The organism is Pseudoalteromonas sp. 4NS20-0020 (assembly GCF_057554385.1).
The window spans coordinates 247,322-266,932 of the sequence record NZ_BAAJMI010000003.1 but is presented as its reverse complement, the minus strand read 5'-3'; the positions used below and the strand labels follow the sequence as shown (position 1 = coordinate 266,932).

The 19,611-nt window shown below is 38.4% G+C and carries 16 protein-coding genes; 1 reads left to right on the top strand and 15 read right to left on the bottom strand.

What is annotated here, in order from left to right; all coding sequences use genetic code 11:
* The 14 genes from AC27JL_RS08430 to AC27JL_RS08365 all read right to left on the bottom strand — a co-directional run bounded on the left by AC27JL_RS08430 (position 1) and on the right by AC27JL_RS08365 (position 17,481).
* On the bottom strand, positions 1–1,404 hold the full coding sequence (locus AC27JL_RS08430; RefSeq protein WP_487195382.1) for a sigma-54-dependent transcriptional regulator: 1,404 nt from the start codon (positions 1,402–1,404) through the stop codon (positions 1–3).
* Positions 1,405–1,493: 89 nt separating this feature from the next.
* Positions 1,494–2,954, bottom strand: a complete 1,461-nt coding sequence (locus tag AC27JL_RS08425) for a SpoIIE family protein phosphatase (protein WP_277054524.1) — start codon at positions 2,952–2,954, stop codon at positions 1,494–1,496.
* Positions 2,955–2,961: 7 nt separating this feature from the next.
* Positions 2,962–3,666, bottom strand: coding sequence for a capsular biosynthesis protein (locus AC27JL_RS08420; protein ID WP_487195381.1), 705 nt, complete (start codon positions 3,664–3,666; stop codon positions 2,962–2,964).
* On the bottom strand, positions 3,663–5,744 hold the full coding sequence (locus AC27JL_RS08415) for an SLBB domain-containing protein (RefSeq protein WP_487195380.1): 2,082 nt from the start codon (positions 5,742–5,744) through the stop codon (positions 3,663–3,665). The genes AC27JL_RS08420 and AC27JL_RS08415 overlap by 4 nt, the downstream gene beginning before the upstream one ends.
* Before the next feature lie 3 nt (positions 5,745–5,747).
* Entirely contained in the window at positions 5,748–6,602 is an 855-nt protein-coding gene (locus AC27JL_RS08410; RefSeq protein ID WP_487195379.1) for an OmpA family protein, read from the bottom strand.
* An 18-nt stretch (positions 6,603–6,620) separates the two neighbouring features.
* Complete coding sequence (locus AC27JL_RS08405; protein WP_006792900.1) at positions 6,621–6,929, bottom strand: STAS domain-containing protein; 309 nt, start codon at positions 6,927–6,929, stop codon at positions 6,621–6,623.
* Positions 6,930–7,097: 168 nt separating this feature from the next.
* Positions 7,098–8,903 carry a sugar transferase gene (locus AC27JL_RS08400; RefSeq protein WP_487195378.1) on the bottom strand — a complete coding sequence of 602 codons (1,806 nt, stop codon included), beginning with the start codon at positions 8,901–8,903 and terminating at the stop codon, positions 7,098–7,100.
* Positions 8,904–8,913: 10 nt separating this feature from the next.
* Entirely contained in the window at positions 8,914–9,990 is a 1,077-nt protein-coding gene (locus AC27JL_RS08395) for a glycosyltransferase (RefSeq protein WP_487195377.1), read from the bottom strand.
* Position 9,991: 1 nt separating this feature from the next.
* Complete coding sequence (locus AC27JL_RS08390) at positions 9,992–11,485, bottom strand: GumC family protein (protein WP_487195376.1); 1,494 nt, start codon at positions 11,483–11,485, stop codon at positions 9,992–9,994.
* Between the two features lie 231 nt (positions 11,486–11,716).
* Entirely contained in the window at positions 11,717–12,850 is a 1,134-nt protein-coding gene (locus tag AC27JL_RS08385) for a glycosyltransferase (protein ID WP_487195375.1), read from the bottom strand.
* Between the two features lies 1 nt (position 12,851).
* Positions 12,852–13,559, bottom strand: coding sequence for an acyltransferase (locus AC27JL_RS08380; protein WP_487195374.1), 708 nt, complete (start codon positions 13,557–13,559; stop codon positions 12,852–12,854).
* A 4-nt stretch (positions 13,560–13,563) separates the two neighbouring features.
* On the bottom strand, positions 13,564–14,916 hold the full coding sequence (locus AC27JL_RS08375) for an O-antigen ligase family protein (RefSeq protein ID WP_487195373.1): 1,353 nt from the start codon (positions 14,914–14,916) through the stop codon (positions 13,564–13,566).
* On the bottom strand, positions 14,909–16,321 hold the full coding sequence (locus AC27JL_RS08370) for a lipopolysaccharide biosynthesis protein (RefSeq protein ID WP_487195372.1): 1,413 nt from the start codon (positions 16,319–16,321) through the stop codon (positions 14,909–14,911). Before AC27JL_RS08370 ends, AC27JL_RS08375 begins: the two co-directional genes overlap by 8 nt.
* Positions 16,322–16,329: 8 nt before the next feature.
* Positions 16,330–17,481, bottom strand: a complete 1,152-nt coding sequence (locus AC27JL_RS08365) for a glycosyltransferase (RefSeq protein ID WP_487195371.1) — start codon at positions 17,479–17,481, stop codon at positions 16,330–16,332.
* A gap of 206 nt (positions 17,482–17,687) precedes the next feature.
* Between AC27JL_RS08365 and AC27JL_RS08360 the strand changes: the two genes are divergently transcribed.
* Positions 17,688–18,602, top strand: a complete 915-nt coding sequence (locus AC27JL_RS08360) for a glycosyltransferase family 2 protein (RefSeq protein ID WP_010556337.1) — start codon at positions 17,688–17,690, stop codon at positions 18,600–18,602.
* A 58-nt stretch (positions 18,603–18,660) separates the two neighbouring features.
* Here the strand turns inward: AC27JL_RS08360 and AC27JL_RS08355 are convergent, their stop codons facing one another.
* Positions 18,661–19,608, bottom strand: a complete 948-nt coding sequence (locus AC27JL_RS08355) for an endonuclease/exonuclease/phosphatase family protein (RefSeq protein WP_487195370.1) — start codon at positions 19,606–19,608, stop codon at positions 18,661–18,663.
* Positions 19,609–19,611 lie beyond the last annotated feature (3 nt).

The window sequence follows — 19,611 nt, the reverse complement described above, 5'->3', positions numbered from 1 at the left end:
TTACTCGAGCTCTTCCCAGCTTTTAATTTTTCTGTAAAGTGTAGAAGGGCTGACATCGAGCAGTGATGCAGCCTTAGGCACATTCGACACGCATATTTTTATAACGTGCTCAATGTATTCTTTTTCTGCAAGCCATAGGGGTTTAACTTCGCTTTGTGATGTTGCCATATCAAAGGCGGGGGTTTCAGTACTTACTGGCTGCTCGCTGATAATTGGCGTGTGTTGCGCCTGCGTTTTTGAACTGACCGGTAATGCGGGGATCATATCGGTATCAATATATTGTTCAGGATGAAGTACCAATACATTACGGATCACATTTTCGAGCTGCCTTACATTGCCTGGCCAACTGTACTGCATAAGCAACTGTTTTACGCCTTCTGAAATACTTTTATAAGGATGATTTTCTTCTAACGCTAATTTTACAAATAAGGCTTCGGCAATTTCAATAATATCTGTTCCGCGCGCTCTTAGAGGTGGCAGCTCGATAGGAATAACATGGAGTCGGTAATATAAATCTTCTCTAAAACGGCCGTTTTCAACTTCAATAAGCGGGTCTTTATTAGTTGCACAAACAAATCTAACATCAACTTTTACTTCTTTTTCACTACCCACTTGCTGGTAGCTCCCTGTTTGAATAAATCGCAGAAGTTTACTTTGCAAATTTATGTCCATCTCACACAATTCATCTAAAAACAGCGTCCCGCCGTTAGCCTGCCCTGCAGCACCTACTCTATTAGCAATGGCGCCAGTAAACGCCCCTTTTAAATGCCCAAAAATTTCACTTTCAATTAAATCCTTTGGTATTGCTGCACAATTTAAGGCTACAAAAGGCTTATTCGCTCTATTAGACGCTTGATGAACAGCTCGTGCGCACAACTCTTTACCCGTGCCACTTTCACCTGTTATAAAAACAGTGGCCTTACTGGCAGACGCCGAACTTATAATTTGATAAACAGACTGCATTTGCTTTGAGCTGCCAATCAAATCAAAGTACTTTCCGTTTTCGTATTTATTTTTGTATTGTGTAACGGTTTGCTTTAAGTTTTTAATTTTAAGCGCGTTGTTAACCGTTATTCTGAAGCGGTCTGCTTCTATTGGTTTTTCTAAAAAGTCACTCGCGCCTAGTTTTATTGCCTGAATAGCCATTTCTTTTGTTGCATGACCAGTTAATACAACAACTTGAGGCGAGTTATCGGGTTCTAATGTCGCTAAAATATCAAGCCCATTCATATCAGGCAGCATAACATCAAGTACAATTAAATCGGGGTGAACCTTATTAATTATATCCATGGCCGTTTGGCCATCACTTGCCACAAGTGTATTAACACCCGTTGGTAATAAGTAGGATTGGTACATCATTGCTAAAGACTGCGTATCTTCAACGATTAGAACTGTAGGTGGCATAAAGTCGTCTCAGTTGGCAAGTTGCCATAAATTCAAACAGATAGAATATATGCCTTTAATATAGCTATAAAGTGTCAAGTAATGCAAACTCAGTTAATTATAATTAATGAGGCGTCGTCAATTTCTTTAGAAAGGGTAACTTGTGAGTTTTTCCACAAGCAATGTGCAAACTCTTCAGACGTTTTACAATCTTGAGGAATAATTTTAGTTAGTTCACCTATCTCATCTTTATCGGTGAAACGATTTTCAGTCCAGCCATCGGTGTACAACAAAATATGTTCAACATCGTCAAGCCCTGCTTCGTATAGTGTGTAGTTATGCTCTTTTGACAGGCCCAACAGTGGTCCTGTGCCTGTCAATTGGTGTACTTTGCCATTATTGAGTATTACAACTGGCGGCGGGTGCCCGGCATTTAACCAAAATAGTTTATTGTTCTCAATAAAACAAATAACAAGCGTGACTAAACTAGACTTACAAAGTTGCTGCTTATACAAAGCGTTATTAAGCGCCGCTAACATATTTTGATAAGGCAAACCGGTGGCCAAAAAACCACTTATGAACCCTTTAATTGCAAAACTTTCTTTAAGCGCTTGCAAACCATGCCCCATCATATCGCCAAGCACAAATGCACTGCATTCATCGTTAATGGGCATAAAAAAGTCACCACCGTTTCCCAAGCTAATAGACCCAAAAAGATGCGCGCTTTTATCATTTTGTAAATGAATTTTAGACGGTGTAGATTCAAATGTTGTTTGATACGATAAGTAAGCAAAACGGTGTGTTACTCGTTCAATGCTCTGCAGCAATTTATTTTTTTTAACTGGCTTAATTAAATAGTCATCTACACCTAACCGATTAATTTTACTTATTACCTCTTCGCTATCGTCACCTGTTAGCATAACAACCGATAACTGTGACTTTAAATTTGACTGGTTGAGCTTTTCTAAAAGTGGCTCACACGTTCCATTTTTTAGCTTGTGGTCAAGCAGCAATATTCGTGCATCGGCAGTTAAAATTGCTTGCCAGCCGGCTTCAATACTTTCGCAAGGAACAACTTGAAAGTGATCTTTTAAATAGGCGCTCATAAGTGCGAGCTGGGTAACATCATCGTCAACGTATATAACGGTGGGTCGTTTATCTATGTGCTCTAGTGGGAAAGTAAAATAGTTTTTACCTTTATCTGATACGTACTCGGCCTCTTTGAAGTAGTGGCGAATCAGTTCAACTCCCATACCACCTTCAACCAGAGTACCTGAGCCTAGTTTCCACTGAGAGTTATTTTTTTCAAATAAATTGTAAGGCGTAAGCTCGTCAATAAATGTGAGTGTATAACCATCGTTATCCGCTTGGCTTATGCGCAAAAAAATATGCTGTTCTGATCCCTCGTTGTGCCTTATCAAATTAGTTAAATATTCAGTTGCAACTAAACCCGCAGCATCTACTTCATCTTTTTTTACGTTAAGTGCTCTTAAAACATGTTTAAGAACCAATCTGATCTCGCTAAGCGTTGGCCAAAGCAATTCAAAACGTCTTTCAAATAAAATATCCATATTTCCCTCAATGGTGTTCGAACAACCACCTTTGTTTATTAATTTTCGACTTAAGGTTGTTACATAATTTAGGCCATTTGTTTTTATGCTTATTTAAAACACTAATAATACGCTCCCCCAGTGGAGCAAAGTTATGTTGGCTTATTAGTAATTTAATATTGCTATGACCGGCTTGCTTTAGCTCTTTTATACCTTTGCATAATGACTCCTCGTCATTTACACCAAGTGCCACTGCTACAAAGGTTAATTCACTGCACAAACTTAGTGAATGAAGCGGTACATTGTTTCTGTTTAGTTTTAATGCCGGCGACATATCTATTAAAATATAGTCATACTCTTGTTTTAAGCGAGCAATCGCGTCATTTAACACATGCTTGTTTTTAGCTGGCTCAATGGCTGTTAAATGTTTAATTGTAAGCAAATTTACCTCTTGGTAATTTGTAACACCTAATTGGCACGAAATATCATCAAAGCGCCACGGGCTGCACGCATCGGGTAACTTATCGTCTGAGTTAAATGTATTAATTGGGTTTAAATCAATGATAAGCACCGACTTATTTTGGCTTTGTAAGCGTTTTGCAACGCTCACACATGCGGTAGACGCCCCCTCAGACCCACATAAAGATATAAACGTTACGCACCTCGCATCGTTATCAATCATGGTATTACATATCACTTCTAACTCATGATATTGACTTGGTATTAATTTCATAAGCCCACCACTAGCGCAAGTATGGTAATTACATCCAGGAAATTTTCTTTAAACTGGCTTAATAAATCTTGCCCTTTATCAGGAACATATAAGGTATCCCCTGCTCTGAGGACTGGAATATTTGCTGAGTTTGGCGATTTAATAAAGGCTTCTAAATCAAACACTCTTGATTGCTCTTTACAACAAGAATGATTAACCACAACTATTTTATCAATGAGTGCAGAGTTTGAAGGGCCGCCGGCCTCAGCTAATACATCTAAAATGCTCATTGTGTCGTCAAAGTTATATCTACCAGGCTTTTGCACCGCCCCCATAATGCGTACTACGCGTTCTTTAGGTGTGCGTAGCCAGTCTTTATTTTTTTCTGGAACAAAAATAGTGTCTCCTGGTAATACATTAGGAAATAATGTTTCGTCACCGGTTTCAAAGTACATCGCTAAATCTAACTTACTCACTTTAGCTCTATTACCGTTTCTGTGAGTTACTCTAATATTACGAATATCTGCAGTCCCTGTTGGGCCATCAGCAGCCGCTAAAATATCGATAAAATGCATGTTTTCGTTGAACGAATAACGCCCAGGTGAACCAACCTGCCCCATAATATAAATAGACTTGCTTGACTCTTGACGTATCCACTGCGATTTATTATCAGCAGGGTCAACGGGGAGTTCCTCTACAATGACAGTGTCTCCGGCCACTAGGTTTGGCAATGGTGTTTCACCGTCTGTTATGGTGTATTTTTCAAGGTCGAAACGCTGGGTTACATCACCGTTTCTAAGTATTTTTATATCGTTGATATTAGCGCCTTTGGTAGGTCCGCCCGCGTGTGCTAATAAATCGGTAAAGTCCATTTCATCACTCCACTCATACCTGCCCGGAGAAGTAATAGCACCAATTATTTTAATGGCGCGTTTGGTCGGAATTTTAAGCCAGCTTTTTTCATTGACGTCTGTTTTTTCTGGAACAAAAATAACATCGCCTGGGTTTAAGTCGGGCACTTTTGTGGTTACCATGCCTTCACTGTAGCCTTGTAAATCAAATAAAATGCTTTCCCCTTCTGGCGTTAGTATTTTTATATGGCGGGTTTCAGCAAATCGAGTTGGGCCACCAGCATTCGCTAAAATATCCAAAAAGTTAGTACTGTCTGCTGCTTCATAAGCACCTGGTTTTTGAACCTCACCCATAATATAAACGGTACGAGAAGTCGTGTTTACATCATCAACCATAATGGGCACATAGACTGTCGAACCCGGCTGCAATAACTGCATAGTGCTACCTGATGGTTTATCTAAATACGCTTTTAAATCAAAGATAACCGGCGATTTATCTACAATCACCCTAATTTTGGTAACATCGGCATAACGCGTAACGCCTTCAGCGCGCATAAGTGCATCTAAAATAGTCATTTCTTCTTTGTATGAAAAACTTCCCGGGTTATGTACTTCGCCTAAAATGGTCACTGCATTACCATCGTTGGCATCTCCAGTTGCACTGAGTGTTTGGGCATCAAAGTCTATTTGCACATTACCCAGTAACGGTGAAACGGGCACAAATACGGTATCTTGGCTTTTAAGCGCAGGTAATAAGCTAATATTTCCCGAATCTAGATACGCTTTGTAATCAAACTCAATAATTTCTTCGCCACGTCTTATTTGCAATCTATCTAGCTGAGCACCTGGCCTTAAACCGTCTGCTTTCGAAATCACCATTTGGATATTACCATCTGCAGGAATGCTCACTTGCGATGGCGTATTAACGTAGCCCATAACATTAATAAAAATATCTCTGCTACGTATCTCTACATAAAAGTCATCCATTGCTACAAATAAGCCACCTAACACTGGAGTAAGCTCTAGCTCAACTTGTGATATAGTTTTGTTAGCTACAACAAATTGCCCAACCTCGGGCAAATTAATTTGCCCTTTGTTGTCAACTTCAAAGGTTTTATCAAAATCGACTTCTCCAGGAATATACAAAAATAATTTATTGCCTACCTGCACCGTATCGTCATCAGCGTTAGTCGCTGCGAAAGCATGAAACGAAAAAATTAATAATGCGATTGTTAGTAAATATCTCATAACCTACTCCTGCTTACTTTTAATAATTTTGGTCCAACTCACTAACGATTTAGCTTTATTGTCCTGTAAATTATTGGTGTTGGCGTCAAGTACTATGGCCTCTACGCGGCGGTCTGAATGACGCACTGAGTCGGTTTGTGGCTCATCGCTGTAAGGTTTTAAGCTGCCCTGAGTAAGCGTTGTAATACTTTGCACTGGCACACCATAAACCACTAACCAATGCTTAACCGTTTCAGCGCGTTTTAAAGCAAGTTCATAGTTGCTGGCCATTTCTCCCATCGAGTCGGTATGACCGACTAGCAATATAGAAATGCTTTCAAGCTCTTTAACTAAATCAGCTGCTTGAGCAAGCCTGACTGCGTATTTAGGTGTGATCTCAAACGCCTTGAACGCAAATTGATTATCACTATTGAGTAAATCAGTAATTTGCTTTTTAACGCTAAATAAAGCAGGTTTCTCTTCTTTGACCACCGCACATTGAGTTAACTTTTGTACAGTATCAAAATGCTGCGTTAACTGGTTAAGCCCATGATAATGAATAAGTAAGTCGTGCTCTGCATCTTCCCACATTTGAGCTGCAATAAGTCTGCGAATACGGTTTTCGTATATTTGTGCTTTTAACAATTGTGCTGGCATACAGGCTTTAATGTCTTGAGACTTTAACAGCTCAAGCTTTAGCACTAAGTGTTCAAATTCACTGCGAACCACCTCTTCGGGCTGTGTGTAATTTAAATCTTTTTGCTCATCATCTAACGGGTAGTTTTGGTACTTTTCTGCCCAACCTCCTTGTCCCTCATCAGGCCAAGAAGCACACCCACTTAAAAATAAAGTAATGATAATAAAAATGTGTGCTTTCATATCCCTCTCCTTAAACTGTTAGATTGAATCAATAAATGGAATTGTTTTATCTACTCTTAACAAGTTCATTAACTTGAAAGGCTGACCCGTCACATTAAGTAAAGAAAGTTGATGGTTTTTCTTTTCAATTCGTTTGTATAAAAACACAATTGCGCCAATACCAGACGAATCTATAAACTCTGTTTTAGAAAAATCTAAAATAATAAAATTAGTGTCTGTTCCCACTAACCCTTCAAATTCATCTTTAAATCCGTCTACGGTAAAGCCTGAAAAATCAGCAGGAAGCGAAATTACGGTTTGTTCTTGTGAATTGGCTAAATTAGTCATGGTAGTTACCTATTAATGAGTAAAGTTCTCTATTACTAATACAAGAAATGAACCAACTTTAAATCACTGATAATTAATAGGTTTTAATGGGAAGTATATAGCTGAAAGGGATGTTAGAGCATAATGCAATTAAGACTGAAACATCCTATTGCATTATGCAATGCATGATTACTGGCCTTTACCAGTAAAAATAACAACAAGGGTTTTAAATAGTATGGTCAATTCCATGTAACACCAGCTACGAGGTGATGACGTACTTAGCATATAGGCATAATCCCAGCCTATTTTGTTTCTTGCATCATCAATGCTTTCATCGTAACCATTCATTACTTGTGCAAGCCCTGAAATGCCGGGTTTTATGCCATAAGTGCGTTGTGAAAAATAAGGAATATCTTTTTCTAGTTTTGAATAAAATACGGGGCGTTCTGGGCGCGGCCCAATCAATGACATATCCCCTACTAACACATTCCACAGCTGCGGTAATTCATCTAGCCGTGTTTTACGAATAAACCTACCCACTGGCGTTATTCTAGGATCGTCCTTAGATGCCCATACTGCACCGCTTTTCACTTCAGCATCTACAACCATAGATCGAAATTTAAGCACATTAAACAATGCAACAAAGCTGTCACTGCTCTCACCCACTCTTAGCTGATTAAATAACACAGGCCCGCGTGAAGTTAGCTTTATTGTTAGTGCAACTATTAACATAACAGGCGACAACACAATTAAACCTAAAGCGGAGCCAATTATATCAATACCGCGTTTAACACACTTAATGGTACCGTTTTGTTCGCTATTGCCTTTATGCACACGCTGCCAGTGGCTTTTGTAATCGCCTTTTTCATATTTAATAATGCCCCATAACGCTAAAAAATAGGCATTAAGAATATAGTTAACCTTATCTACAACAGGTATTTTAGCCGTGATATTAAAAACCCTTTTAGTCAGTTCAATACCATGAAGTAACGCAATAGCTCCACAACCTAACTTTGCCAGCATAACATTTGAAAACAGCGCCATTGAAAAAAGCAAAATATAAATTAAAGCCAGCAATAACGGCATAATACCGCGTAGTACTTTGTGCGAAATAAAGTTAAAACTCACCCAGCCCAACTTAGGGTTAAAAAGCGTTAACAGCACCTTTATTTGCTGCCAATTACCTGCGCCTAACCTTACGCGTCTTGCATAGTCGTGACTTTGTTCATCACACTCTCTTTCAACAATATTAATGTTTTTATCTACAATTGCTTTACCGCCATTTTTTAATGCGTTCATTGATAAAATAAAGTCATCGTTAATGGCACTTTCATCCAGTAAATCTGTGTACTGTGAACGAATGGCAAACATCGCACCTGGCACACCAATCACCGCCCCTAAAGATGACTCCATACTTTTAACGTTGTTTTGATATTGCCAGTAATGCTTTTGCTCTTGTGTGGCTTGTTCATCTAAAACATACACCCCGGTAATAACATTAATTTTTTTATCTTTAAAATCAGCATCAATATTAGTCAGTACATCAATACTCAATAACGCGCTTACATCAGTAAACAATAAAACATCGTAATTCGTTTTGGTTAGCTTAATTAATTCGTTAATACCATGTGCCTTTCCACGATTATGCTTATTAAAGTGCAAATGGCACTCAACGTGTTGTGTTGCTAAATGAGCCTGGGCAAGCATCGCTTCTTCGTATGTTTTGTCTGTACAACCATCAAGGTACACATGAATCGCAAACATATCTGTGTTGTAAAGCATGGCGCCCAAATTATGAAGTTTTTCTTTAATGTGATCTTGCTCATTGTAGGCACAAATCAAAATACCAAAATGAGTGGTTGCTTTGGTATTCTTTGCACTAATTAATCGCTGACGCTTACCATGACTAAATAACTTTAAAAGTGCTAAATAGCCCACATGGTGGTATATAACTAACACAATTAACACCGCTAATATTATTAATAAATAAGTCATTATATTTTCCTCACGATGTAATACCGTTGTAAAAGTGGTCGTACTCTGCACTCATTTTTGTAGCACTTGCGATTGAAAATACGTGCTGACGAATACACTCTCCATGTTTTATATAAATGGCTTCAATCAGCGCTTTTTTGAGCCCAACCTCATCACCAGGCTTTACGAGTACACCTTGCTCGCTGGTTAGTACCTCTTTAATTCCGCCTACATCGGTGGCAACAATGCTTTTTCCGCACGCCATTGATTCCAAAATAGATAGCGGTAACCCTTCACGCTGCGAATACAGACACATCACATTAATTGCTGAATAAAATAGCGGCATATTTTGTACATTACCTAAAAAATAAACGCGATCTTTAATGCCAAGCTTTGTGGCATAATTCACCAATTCAGCATGTAAGCTACCATTACCAGCAAATACAAGTTCTGTATAAATGGGCAATGAATTAAGAATTCTTAATAATGCAAAATGCCCTTTACCTGGCTCTAACCGTGCTGAACAGCCAATTAAGTTAATATCTTGCGGTAAATGCAGTTCCTTACGGGCTTTTGATTCATCCCCGCAAACAAATTTTTTAAAATCAATACCATTGAGTATTGTTTTATCGGTTTGAATAGCTGTTTCGTTATAAAAATCGTTAGCGACTACCTGCGCATCAGCAACCCAACTAATCTTTGTCAATTTGTTAAGCACTTTAGTAATTAAACGCTGCTTAAAACTTTTTAAATACCACGCATCATGAATAGTCGATACATGCTTTACGCGTCTATTGCGTATACATGCCATACTTGCATAAAGCATTGGCCCTATGTGATGGCTGTGTATTACATCAATATTGAACTTTTTAATAACCTCGGTCAGTTTACTTACCGTATTCATATCAAATTTTGCAGGCTTATTTAGACAAATTAACCGCCCTTCAAACGACGCTAATTGTGGCCAACCTTCAACAGCCTCGTCCAACGTTCCTTCAAGTGATACAACCACACTTGAGTCTGCAAATTGACTTTTTTGCATTAGCGTGACGGCCATTTTTTCAAGGCCACCTATTTTAAAGTGCTGAACTAGATGTAAAACGTTCATATTATTTCCCCTGTTCAATAGAGTTAATCGCTGAGCTAAACACCAAATCTACAGGTGTATTTTTAACAATAGGTAAAATGGTAACTACCTCTAAAGAAGATAGTTTTTCTATGGTTTGAATATCTTTTAAGTGGCTGTCAAATAAGGTCGCTACAAACACAATTGTGCTACTTGTAAACACACCTAAAATAATACCCACAATAATGGATGCGACTAACGACGTATTAATTGGCTGCGTTGGACTGTAGGCGCGTTCAATGGTTTTTACTTTATCTGGCCCTTCGTACTTAACCAATTTGCCTGTCACTTTTGCCATTTCATAACGGCTTAACATATCTTTATAAAGCGATTGTTTAACATCGTAATCTCGCTCTAGTTTTCTTAACTGCTTTTCTACATCACTGGTTACTAATAGCCTTTCACCAACGAGTTTTACTTGTTGCTCTAGCATGTCGTACTCTTGTTGGTGTTGAGCTACTTCATTTTTGGCCTCTTCTAATTTTAGAATTTGCGAAACCAGAACACTGCTTTCATTGTCTTTACCACTAGGCAGTGTGTTTGCCATTTGCCATAGCTGTTCAATATTGGTGGGGTCTAAGTCTTCTGCGCTCTCTAATAGTGATTGCTGGCGATTACGTATACTTTGTAGCTCTCGTTTTTTTGAAGTAACCTTACTGTGTTTTTCGGTATAACGTGTTTTTAAAAAGCTTAACTCTGACTCCGCAACAATAATTTTTTCTTCAATACGCCCTAAAATTGGGTTTGCTTGGCCCATTTTAGTAGCCAGTGCTTTTAATTTTGCTTGCGCACCCGACAGTACAATTGTTTTTTGTTGTTGATCGCTCAATAATTTATCAAACGTTTGACGGTTACTGTGCAGCACAGCCGGCAAGGTATTGCTGTTTGTTGATTTAAAGGCAGCAAGTGCCTCTTCAGATAATTCAAGCTCATCACGAATGCTGTTCAGCTGCTGATAAAAAAACTGCTCAGAGCTATCAAGCGATGCTCGGGTGGGCGCAAGTAAACGTTCTATAAACTTCTCGACTACTTTTTCAAGCACCAGTTTCATTTTACTTTGCTCATGCCATATAAAATTAACCCGTACCAGCTCATCCCCTACCAACGACAAAGACAATGCCTGAGATAACTCTTGGTGAATTTTTTCTATTTGCGAAGGCGTCGCATTTTCTGGCACTAATTGCGTTTCTTTTGCTACTGCAATAAGTACCTTCCTGCTTATAACGAGTGTACGAAGTGCTGCCATCCGATTAGATAAATCAAATGAAAAAGATAAATCATCAAGATACGGGTTAAGTAATGCTGACTCCTCTATTAAAATAGTGGCATGATTGATATATTTTTTTTGTGCAGTCACTGTGAGCAATATAATGACAAAAGGCACCACTAAAAGTGGGATCACAAATAACTTTGCACGTGTGTATACAGCGTACAAGGTTAAGTAAAGTAATCGTTTTATTTGCTCTCTAACTAACATAATCCCTACCTATCTATTTGCATATTGCTATGCGAAATGTGGCGTTTGTTTGCAAATTAATAATTTAAACTGCAAATATCGCGCTATACATAAGGTGTTGCACAGGGTGCGCCAACTGTTGTGAATTTAATAAAAATAAGCAGTTTATTAGCGGGGATCAGGCTTTTGAGACTCAGCTCTCAAAGGCCTAATTAAATGACATGTTAGAGGGTTTTGGTTTAAAAAATCACGCTACACAGCGTGATTTAAAATAGATAAGTCTTGTTGCACTTTTAGCGCTTTTGACTCCCAACTGTGGCTCTTTGCTAATTGTTGTTGCGATAATTTTAGGGTGCTGCGCTCAATGGTGTTTAAACTAACGGCTTCATCAATTTTATTAATAAATTGATCATGCGTTTTGCCAATAAAAATTTCTGATTGGTATTGTTTTACTGCGGGAAAATCGGTAGCAACAATAGGCTTTCCTGCCGCTAAATATTCTTTAAGCTTTAATGGGTCACACGCTCTAATTTGCTCGTTATTAACAAACGGTAAAACAGACACGTTCCAATGTGTGGAAAAACTCGCTAACCGAGCATGCTCAATTGCAGGAATGTGCGTTACATTTTTAAATTGCAACAACTGTGCAGTAGGCCCCACAATATCGCCAACAAGCACTAACTGATAACTGGGTCGCTGCGCGACTAACGCAGTGAGTAATGCAATATCTAACCACGCATTGATGCTGCCATAGAAACCAATAATGGGGCCATTTAAGTGGTTTATCTCTGGTGCAATTTCACTTTTAGAAGTGAACAAATCGTAACTAACACCATGGCTTAACATTTTTGTTTTGTGCTTAGGCATTTTGTTCATTAAAAACGCACTGATGACATAAATTAAATCAGCGTTTCGTATCAAGCTATTTTCACAAGGGGCAACAAGTGACGCATCAACGCCGGCCAATGCACTAAAATCGTCACCGCAGTAATAAATTAACCTATCGCGTTTTTGTTTTGTAATTAAATATTCGGCTGTGGGCACGCTTAACCAGTAAGTAACAGGCTCATCATCAATATTTTTAAAGTATTGAGAATACACCCACTTATTAAAACGTTTTACTAATGCGTTGTCATGCCAAGGCAATACGGGGAGCTTATAAACATGTAATGTTTCTGGCGTTTCAATGCTTGCGCTAGTTGTGTCGCTAAATAATTGTTTTAATTTATTAAATACACGTTTTAAATCGTTTAATTTAAGGCTTGGCTTTCGCATACCAATTGAATTGACCCAATGTACTTCATGATGTTTAGCCAGTTCAGCAAATAAGTGCTGTGTGCTGCTCGGGTGGCTTGCCCAATCCTCTGCAAAAACAACAAATCTCATATTATGATTCCTTTATGTATTTAACTACTTTCGCTGGATTGCCCGCAGCAATACTAAAGGCGGGTATGTTTTTAGTCACAACACTACCTGCGCCAATAATCGCCCCTTCACCTATGGTAACGCCCCCAAGCACGGTTACTCCGGTGCCAAGCCATGCCCCGCGCTTTATAATAATATCGCCAATTTGGTTTTCATCATCACTTTGCCCCTGGGCTCTTCGTTCACAATCAACCGGGTGTCCAGGAAAACCCGCTAAAAATACACGTCCTGCTAACCTAACGTCGTCTTCAAGGGTTATGGTACGTCCTACCGAAAACGCATTTTGCCAACCAATATCAACATTGTTACCAATGGTTAAAGTGGGTGTTGTTTGCCCTCCTACCCGCCCGCAAAAGGTAGAAATACCCGACATTCTCACGTTGTCTTTACACACAACATTAAGCTCACCCAGCACTTGCGGCATACCTGAATATAAATAAAGCTGTTTTTTACTGCCTTTAATTTGGCTTTTGAAAAGGGGCGTAAAATAAGTGATACGTAAAAATTCATGTATAAATTGTTTTAAAAATTGATGAACAAAATAAAGCGATGAATGAAAAAACGGGATAACAATCATTTGTGGATTGCGAATCGTTTTTGCAAATTGAAAAAGTGATTTTGCAAAAGGATGAGGGCTACATTTAAGCCAATGTTTAACGTGTATGATCATAGTTTTACTCCTTATTGCTCTCAACAGTGATTTTTTCGAGTGCGATTGTTAGCGCTAAAATAATGTAAAGCGGCCAAGTAAAAGCTTGTGTTAGGAAAGTACCTGCAACCATAAAGCCTATTAAACCTGCTTTTAATGCATTTGCATTAACTGCAACTTGGTCGTTAGGGTTAAGTGCATTGATGCAATACACGCGTGATAGGCTGCGATATATACTGGCAATTAATAATACAAATATACCTATACCTACAAAGCCTGTTTCGCCTAACACCTGAAACCATGTACTGTGTACTGCATGATTCTTGCCATCCCAATGCGGACTGTAAAAATAATAATTTACGTAAAAGTTATCGACTCCCACACCCGTTAGCGGGTTAGAAAGCGCCATATTAATTGCCGCTTGCCATGCATATATTCGACCCATTGCAGACGCATCAACCCCGTCTTCTGCTGCGCCTCCACTTTGCCTATCACCAATGCCTGCAAACACCATCATTGCTAGCATGGCAACGGCTGCACACATTCCTACTACAATTGGGTTTTTTACTTTTTGATACAAAAAGAAACTTAAAATAGCAGCAATACCCAGTAGGCCACCTCGGCTCTGTGTGGCTATTACGCCAGAAATAGCTAACAACAATCCTACGGCTGCAAATAGACGACGATATTTATTCGCACTTTTATCAAATAACTCTGCAGCCAAAAAAGACACCGGAAACATCAACACTAACGATAGATCGTTAGGGTCTCCTAATTGCGAGCGGTACTCACGAGAAATAGTGACACGCGTGCCCTCAACCAAGCCAATACCATTCATTTTGTTACTTAGTGCAACCAACGCCACCGAAATACCCGAAATCATTATGCCCATTCGTACTAAACTAAAATGCGAAAATCGGGTTAACCACCAGCTAATGGCAAATACCATAATGAAAACCTTCACTAGCACACCGGTCCAATACTCTATGGCCATACCTTTGTTAGAGGCACTAAATACGCAAACGGTGAGCCAAACAAACCAAATTACAAACACCAAGTGTGTTGAACTCCAATGAGGCTTTAACGATTTTGAAATGAATAAATGCCATGCAATAGCCAGTAATGAAGCTAAGGCCAACATTTTAGGAATTTTAAGGGGCATTAATACAACAAAGACTTCATGTAGCCTAAAGTAGCTAAACAGTATAAAAAGAATAATAAATACCGTGCTTATTTTCACGGCTAAAAACCCTGCAAAAGGTAACAATAATAAAGCAAAGGCTGCAATGGGACCAAAGCGCATGTAAAGCATTAATGTTAATGTCATTACAAATAAGCCGTTGATCATCAGACAATATTTTTTATACCAACTAATCATACACTTTACCCCGCATTGTTTGCTGGGTCAGTGCTAAAATTACGTGTTTGTATTTATAAAACAAAGCAATTAAAAAGCAGATAAAAACAATGCATTGAATAAGCTCAAAATAGGCAGTTTGTGTAATGCTTAAAAAGTATATTAAAGAAAAACACACCCAGCTGGGCAGCAAACGCGTAACACTAAACGCTAAACTTTCTAATTGTTGACTAATAACAATAAGTAAACTGGTTTTAATTAACTGCGCAATGCAAAGTGCAACCACTACGCCGTATACGTTATATCGAGGAACTAAAACGGCTAACAAAGCCAGCACAGCGAATGCGCTAACTGCATTAACCACAGTAACAAACGCACCATTGTAATGGATGTAACACCCTATATTAAGTAAATCACTATGATGCTTAATAACCACAATAAAAATAAGGCTTGGTAACAACCAAGTATGCAACTGATAATTTTGTGGTAACACTAAACTAAAAATAGACGGGGTGATAATAAGCATTAACGCGCAAAGTAAAATGGCCGAATCTAAACACAGCGTGCACAACTCGACATAACGTTCTCGGTTTTTAGCCAATTCATCAAAACGACGTGAGAACCACCACATTCTAATAGGTTCAAAAGCGAACGAGGTCATAACGGCAAACTGTAAAGCGACATAATATTGAGCCAGTTTTTCTTTGCCCTCACTGGCAACTATAAACCAATTTTCGGCCCCATTATTTGCATACACAAATAAAGACGAGGTAACAATACTGATTAAAAAAAGTCCGTTTTTATAACTTATTTTCCATGAAATATGTTTAAAGCTGATACCCAGCGGCTTCAATACCAAAACTAGAGCAATACATAATACTAAAGCGCTCGACACCACACCCGATGCCATTACCCCAGTAACACCATGGCCTAAATAAAGTAAACCAACGGTTAGAAGTGTTTGCCCCATACCTTGAAGCACAGCCAAAATACAAAATTGCTTTGCCATTTCGTAATATCTAAAATAACAAAATAAAATAGAAAGTAGAGACGAGAGCGCTAAGTTAATAGCTAACAATTTAATATCTAGTGTATTTAGTGTTACCGGTAATAACGCGCTTAAATAATCAATACAGTAAAAAACCAAGCACACAAATACACCACTAACAATGGCACACACCAGTAATGCATCTCTGAATAAGGCACGTTTATGTTGTGGGTTGTTCATTTGTTGCTTGAACAATAAATCGGGTAAACCTAAACACAATAACAACGACATAACTGCCGAAATAGACACCAAAAAATTTAGCTCACCAAACTCTGCCTGACTTAAAATACGCGTAGTTATAGGTAATAAAGCAAACCCTAATACTTTAAGAAATAAAGTGGATATACCAAAGTATGCAATTTGCTTAATCCCATTCATAGCAGCACCTATATCCCTTGAACCCAATGAGATAACTTTTTGGCTTGCGAATTTGCATTAAAGCGTTTTGTCGCTAACCTTTTTGCATTTAGCCCTTTTTCGTAGCGCTGGTAAGGCGTTAGTGCACAAAAGTCATTAAGCATTTGCTCAATACCAGTAATACTTGAAGGCGCACATTTAGCGCCAACATCGTCATTTACAATTTCTTTTGCCCCCATTAGCTCAGTAGTTAAAACAGGTATACCGCTGGCCATGGCTTCTTTAAGTACAACCGGCCCCGTGTCGCGATCGCCATTTTTAGACACGCAAAACGGCGCAATTAAAGCCGAATAATTGCTGGTGTTTATTGCTAACCACTGTGGACTTTTCGAGCCTAAAAAGTTGACCTCATTCGTAATGCCTAGCTGTTCGCAAAAATATTTTAGGTCATTTAGTAAAGGGCCATCGCCTACTATATCTAGTGTGATTGAATGTTTTTTGCTAATTTTTTTGATTGCCGGAAGTAAAAATTGCAACCCCTTTTTTTCAATTAACCGACCAACAAAAATAAGGTTAACCGATTCTGTTAATCGATTTGGTTTATTATTAAACAAGCTCAAATCAATACCACAATGCAGTAGCTGTATTTTTCCTGCGCTGTATTTACTCAGTTTTACAGCCATGTCTTTACATACCGCAACTGAAAAGTCGCACAACGATAATTTAAGCTTTAAATCATCATCATTCACATAAACATCGTGACCGTGGCCAATGGATGACACACTCACGCCAGCTATTTTGCTAGCGATAATGGAGTAAGCCAGTGGTGCATGCATAAAATGACAATGGATATGAGAGATTTTTTTTGCACGAATGATTTCAGCAATATTTAACCCGTAGCCCATTAAAGACATGGCCGAAATAGACTTAAAACGACTTGCAATAACACCGCCTTTTACTGCCATTAGTGGGCTTTTGAGTAGTGTGTTAACTGCCGATGGTGTTGATTTTTTAATAACAATCACCTGCACATTTTTATTTAAATGAACACAGTAATTTAAATTTTCAAACGTCAGTACGGTCACTCTATGCCCTGCATTCACCAGCGCGTTAATTTCAGTTACAACAAACGTTTCTGAAGGTATGTGGAAGCTAGGGACAACGATACCAATATGTTTCATAGTTAAAACTCCTAATAAACTTAACGGTTACATCGCAAAATCTGTGCCCGGCATAAAACGCTAAAAACCCCCTATAAAAAGTCAATTTGCGAAGGCTTATCGCAATTTGCAAATCATAAAACAAAAAACAGCCCGCAAATGCCTATTAATGGTTGGCGCTTATCTTGCGTAGTTAACGTTAATGAAAAACACAAAAGGTGAGTACTATGAGTATTCAGGTAAGCGTTATTATTCCTAACTTTAACTGTAAGCAGTATTTGGCAAAGGCTATTTCAAGTGTTGTTAGGCAGCATAATATTGAGTGTGAAATACTTATTATTGATGATGGGTCAACTGATGGAAGCGTTGAATGGTTAAATAAGTTACAACAATCACTTCCTAATATGCGCGTTATAAAGCAGCAAAACTGCGGGGTTGTTAGTGTCAGAAATAAAGCCATTGAACTTGCCAAAGGCGACTATATTGCTTTTTTAGATGCTGACGATTACTGGACTGAAGATAAATTATTTAACCAGGTTACCTACATGCAAAATAATCGTGATTGTGTGCTGAGCTTTACCAATTACATGCATGTTAATGAGCAGTACGAACCCATTATTGATTGTTTTTCCTATTGGCCTGAGTTTACAAAATTTATTAATTGGAACACTGAGGGTTACCAAAACCTTAAATCACCAATGGATTTACTGCTGTTTGCAAACGTTATAGGTACCTCGTCTGTTGTGGTGAAAAAATCAGCCATTTGTTATGTAGGTAAGTTTGATCAATCACTCAATAGCGCAAGCGATTGGGATTGTTGGCTTAAGCTAGCACGTATTGGTAATGTGGCTTTTTCGAATCAGGTATCAATGGGCTATTTAATGAGAGCAGGCTCTATTACTGCCAACAGACAAAACCGTTTAACTGCGATGCAAATAATAATAGATCGCTGTAAAAACGATATTGGCGTGGTTTCTCGGTTTAAAGCCAAAGCCAGAATGCTCGAATGTTATAGCGAATACTACCGAGAAATAGGTTATAAGTTTAAAGCTTTTTGCTTAGCCACTGCTGCATTTTTATTGTTTCCCCATAGGCGAAATCTTCAACACTTAGTACATGACATAAAACAGTCTATTAAATAAATTTAAAATACATGTAAAACACTAAGGTTAAAAAGGCGCTTATTATATTGAGCGCCTTTTATTTTAGACTTATTTTATAGCTTAACATTTTGTGATCACTGCCTTTAAAGTCCGTGACCACTAGGCTTTGTAATAAAACTTGTTCGCTCATTACACAGTGATCTATAGGTAAGCCAGTCAAAATAGAGTGCCCTTTTTTAAAAGGCATAAAGCTTGAGTATCGATGTTGCCCAAAGCAGGTTTGAGCTTGCTGCCACTCAAAATATGAAGACCAAGGTACTACATTTAAATCCCCGGCGACGAGCCATGCGCCCTTTTCATTTTGTGTTGAAAGCTTTAATGCCGCCAATAGCGTATTTCTATTTTGCCAATGACGTTTAGAGCGTGGTGAAGGCGGGTGCGCAATAAACGTAGTCAACACCGTATTACCCACCATAAACTTAAGTTTTAAATACCCTAACTTGTCGCCATCTAATTTAACTTGTTGCTTATAAACCATAGGTATTCGCGATAAAACAACCATACCATAGGGTATTCCCTCAACCTCCTCATAACCAAACATATCGGTAGTGGTTATAAATTGAGTTAACAGGTGGCGATTTTTATCACTAAATTCCTGTAAAATAAGCACATCCCAATTTTCATCACGCAAACTCAGTAAATGTGTTGAAAGGTATTTATTACTATAATTAACATTAATTTGCTTGATTGATAAAGCCTCTGAATTAACAGGCGATGTTACGGGAAAAGACACCAAAATAGGGCCTAGCCCCAGCGCGCAAAGTAGGATCACCACTGCAGATAATTTGTACAGCTTTAACAACATAAGTGCGCCCCCGCACATAAACGCCGCAATTAACATCTGTATTCGTAAAGATGAAAATACATCGGCATAAAAGCTAGTTAAGGGATTAAACGCGAGTAAGATAAATACGACTGCTGCACATATAAAAATAATCCGCAAAACTAAATAGTGCGGATTATTACTTTCTGGGATATTTGACATTAC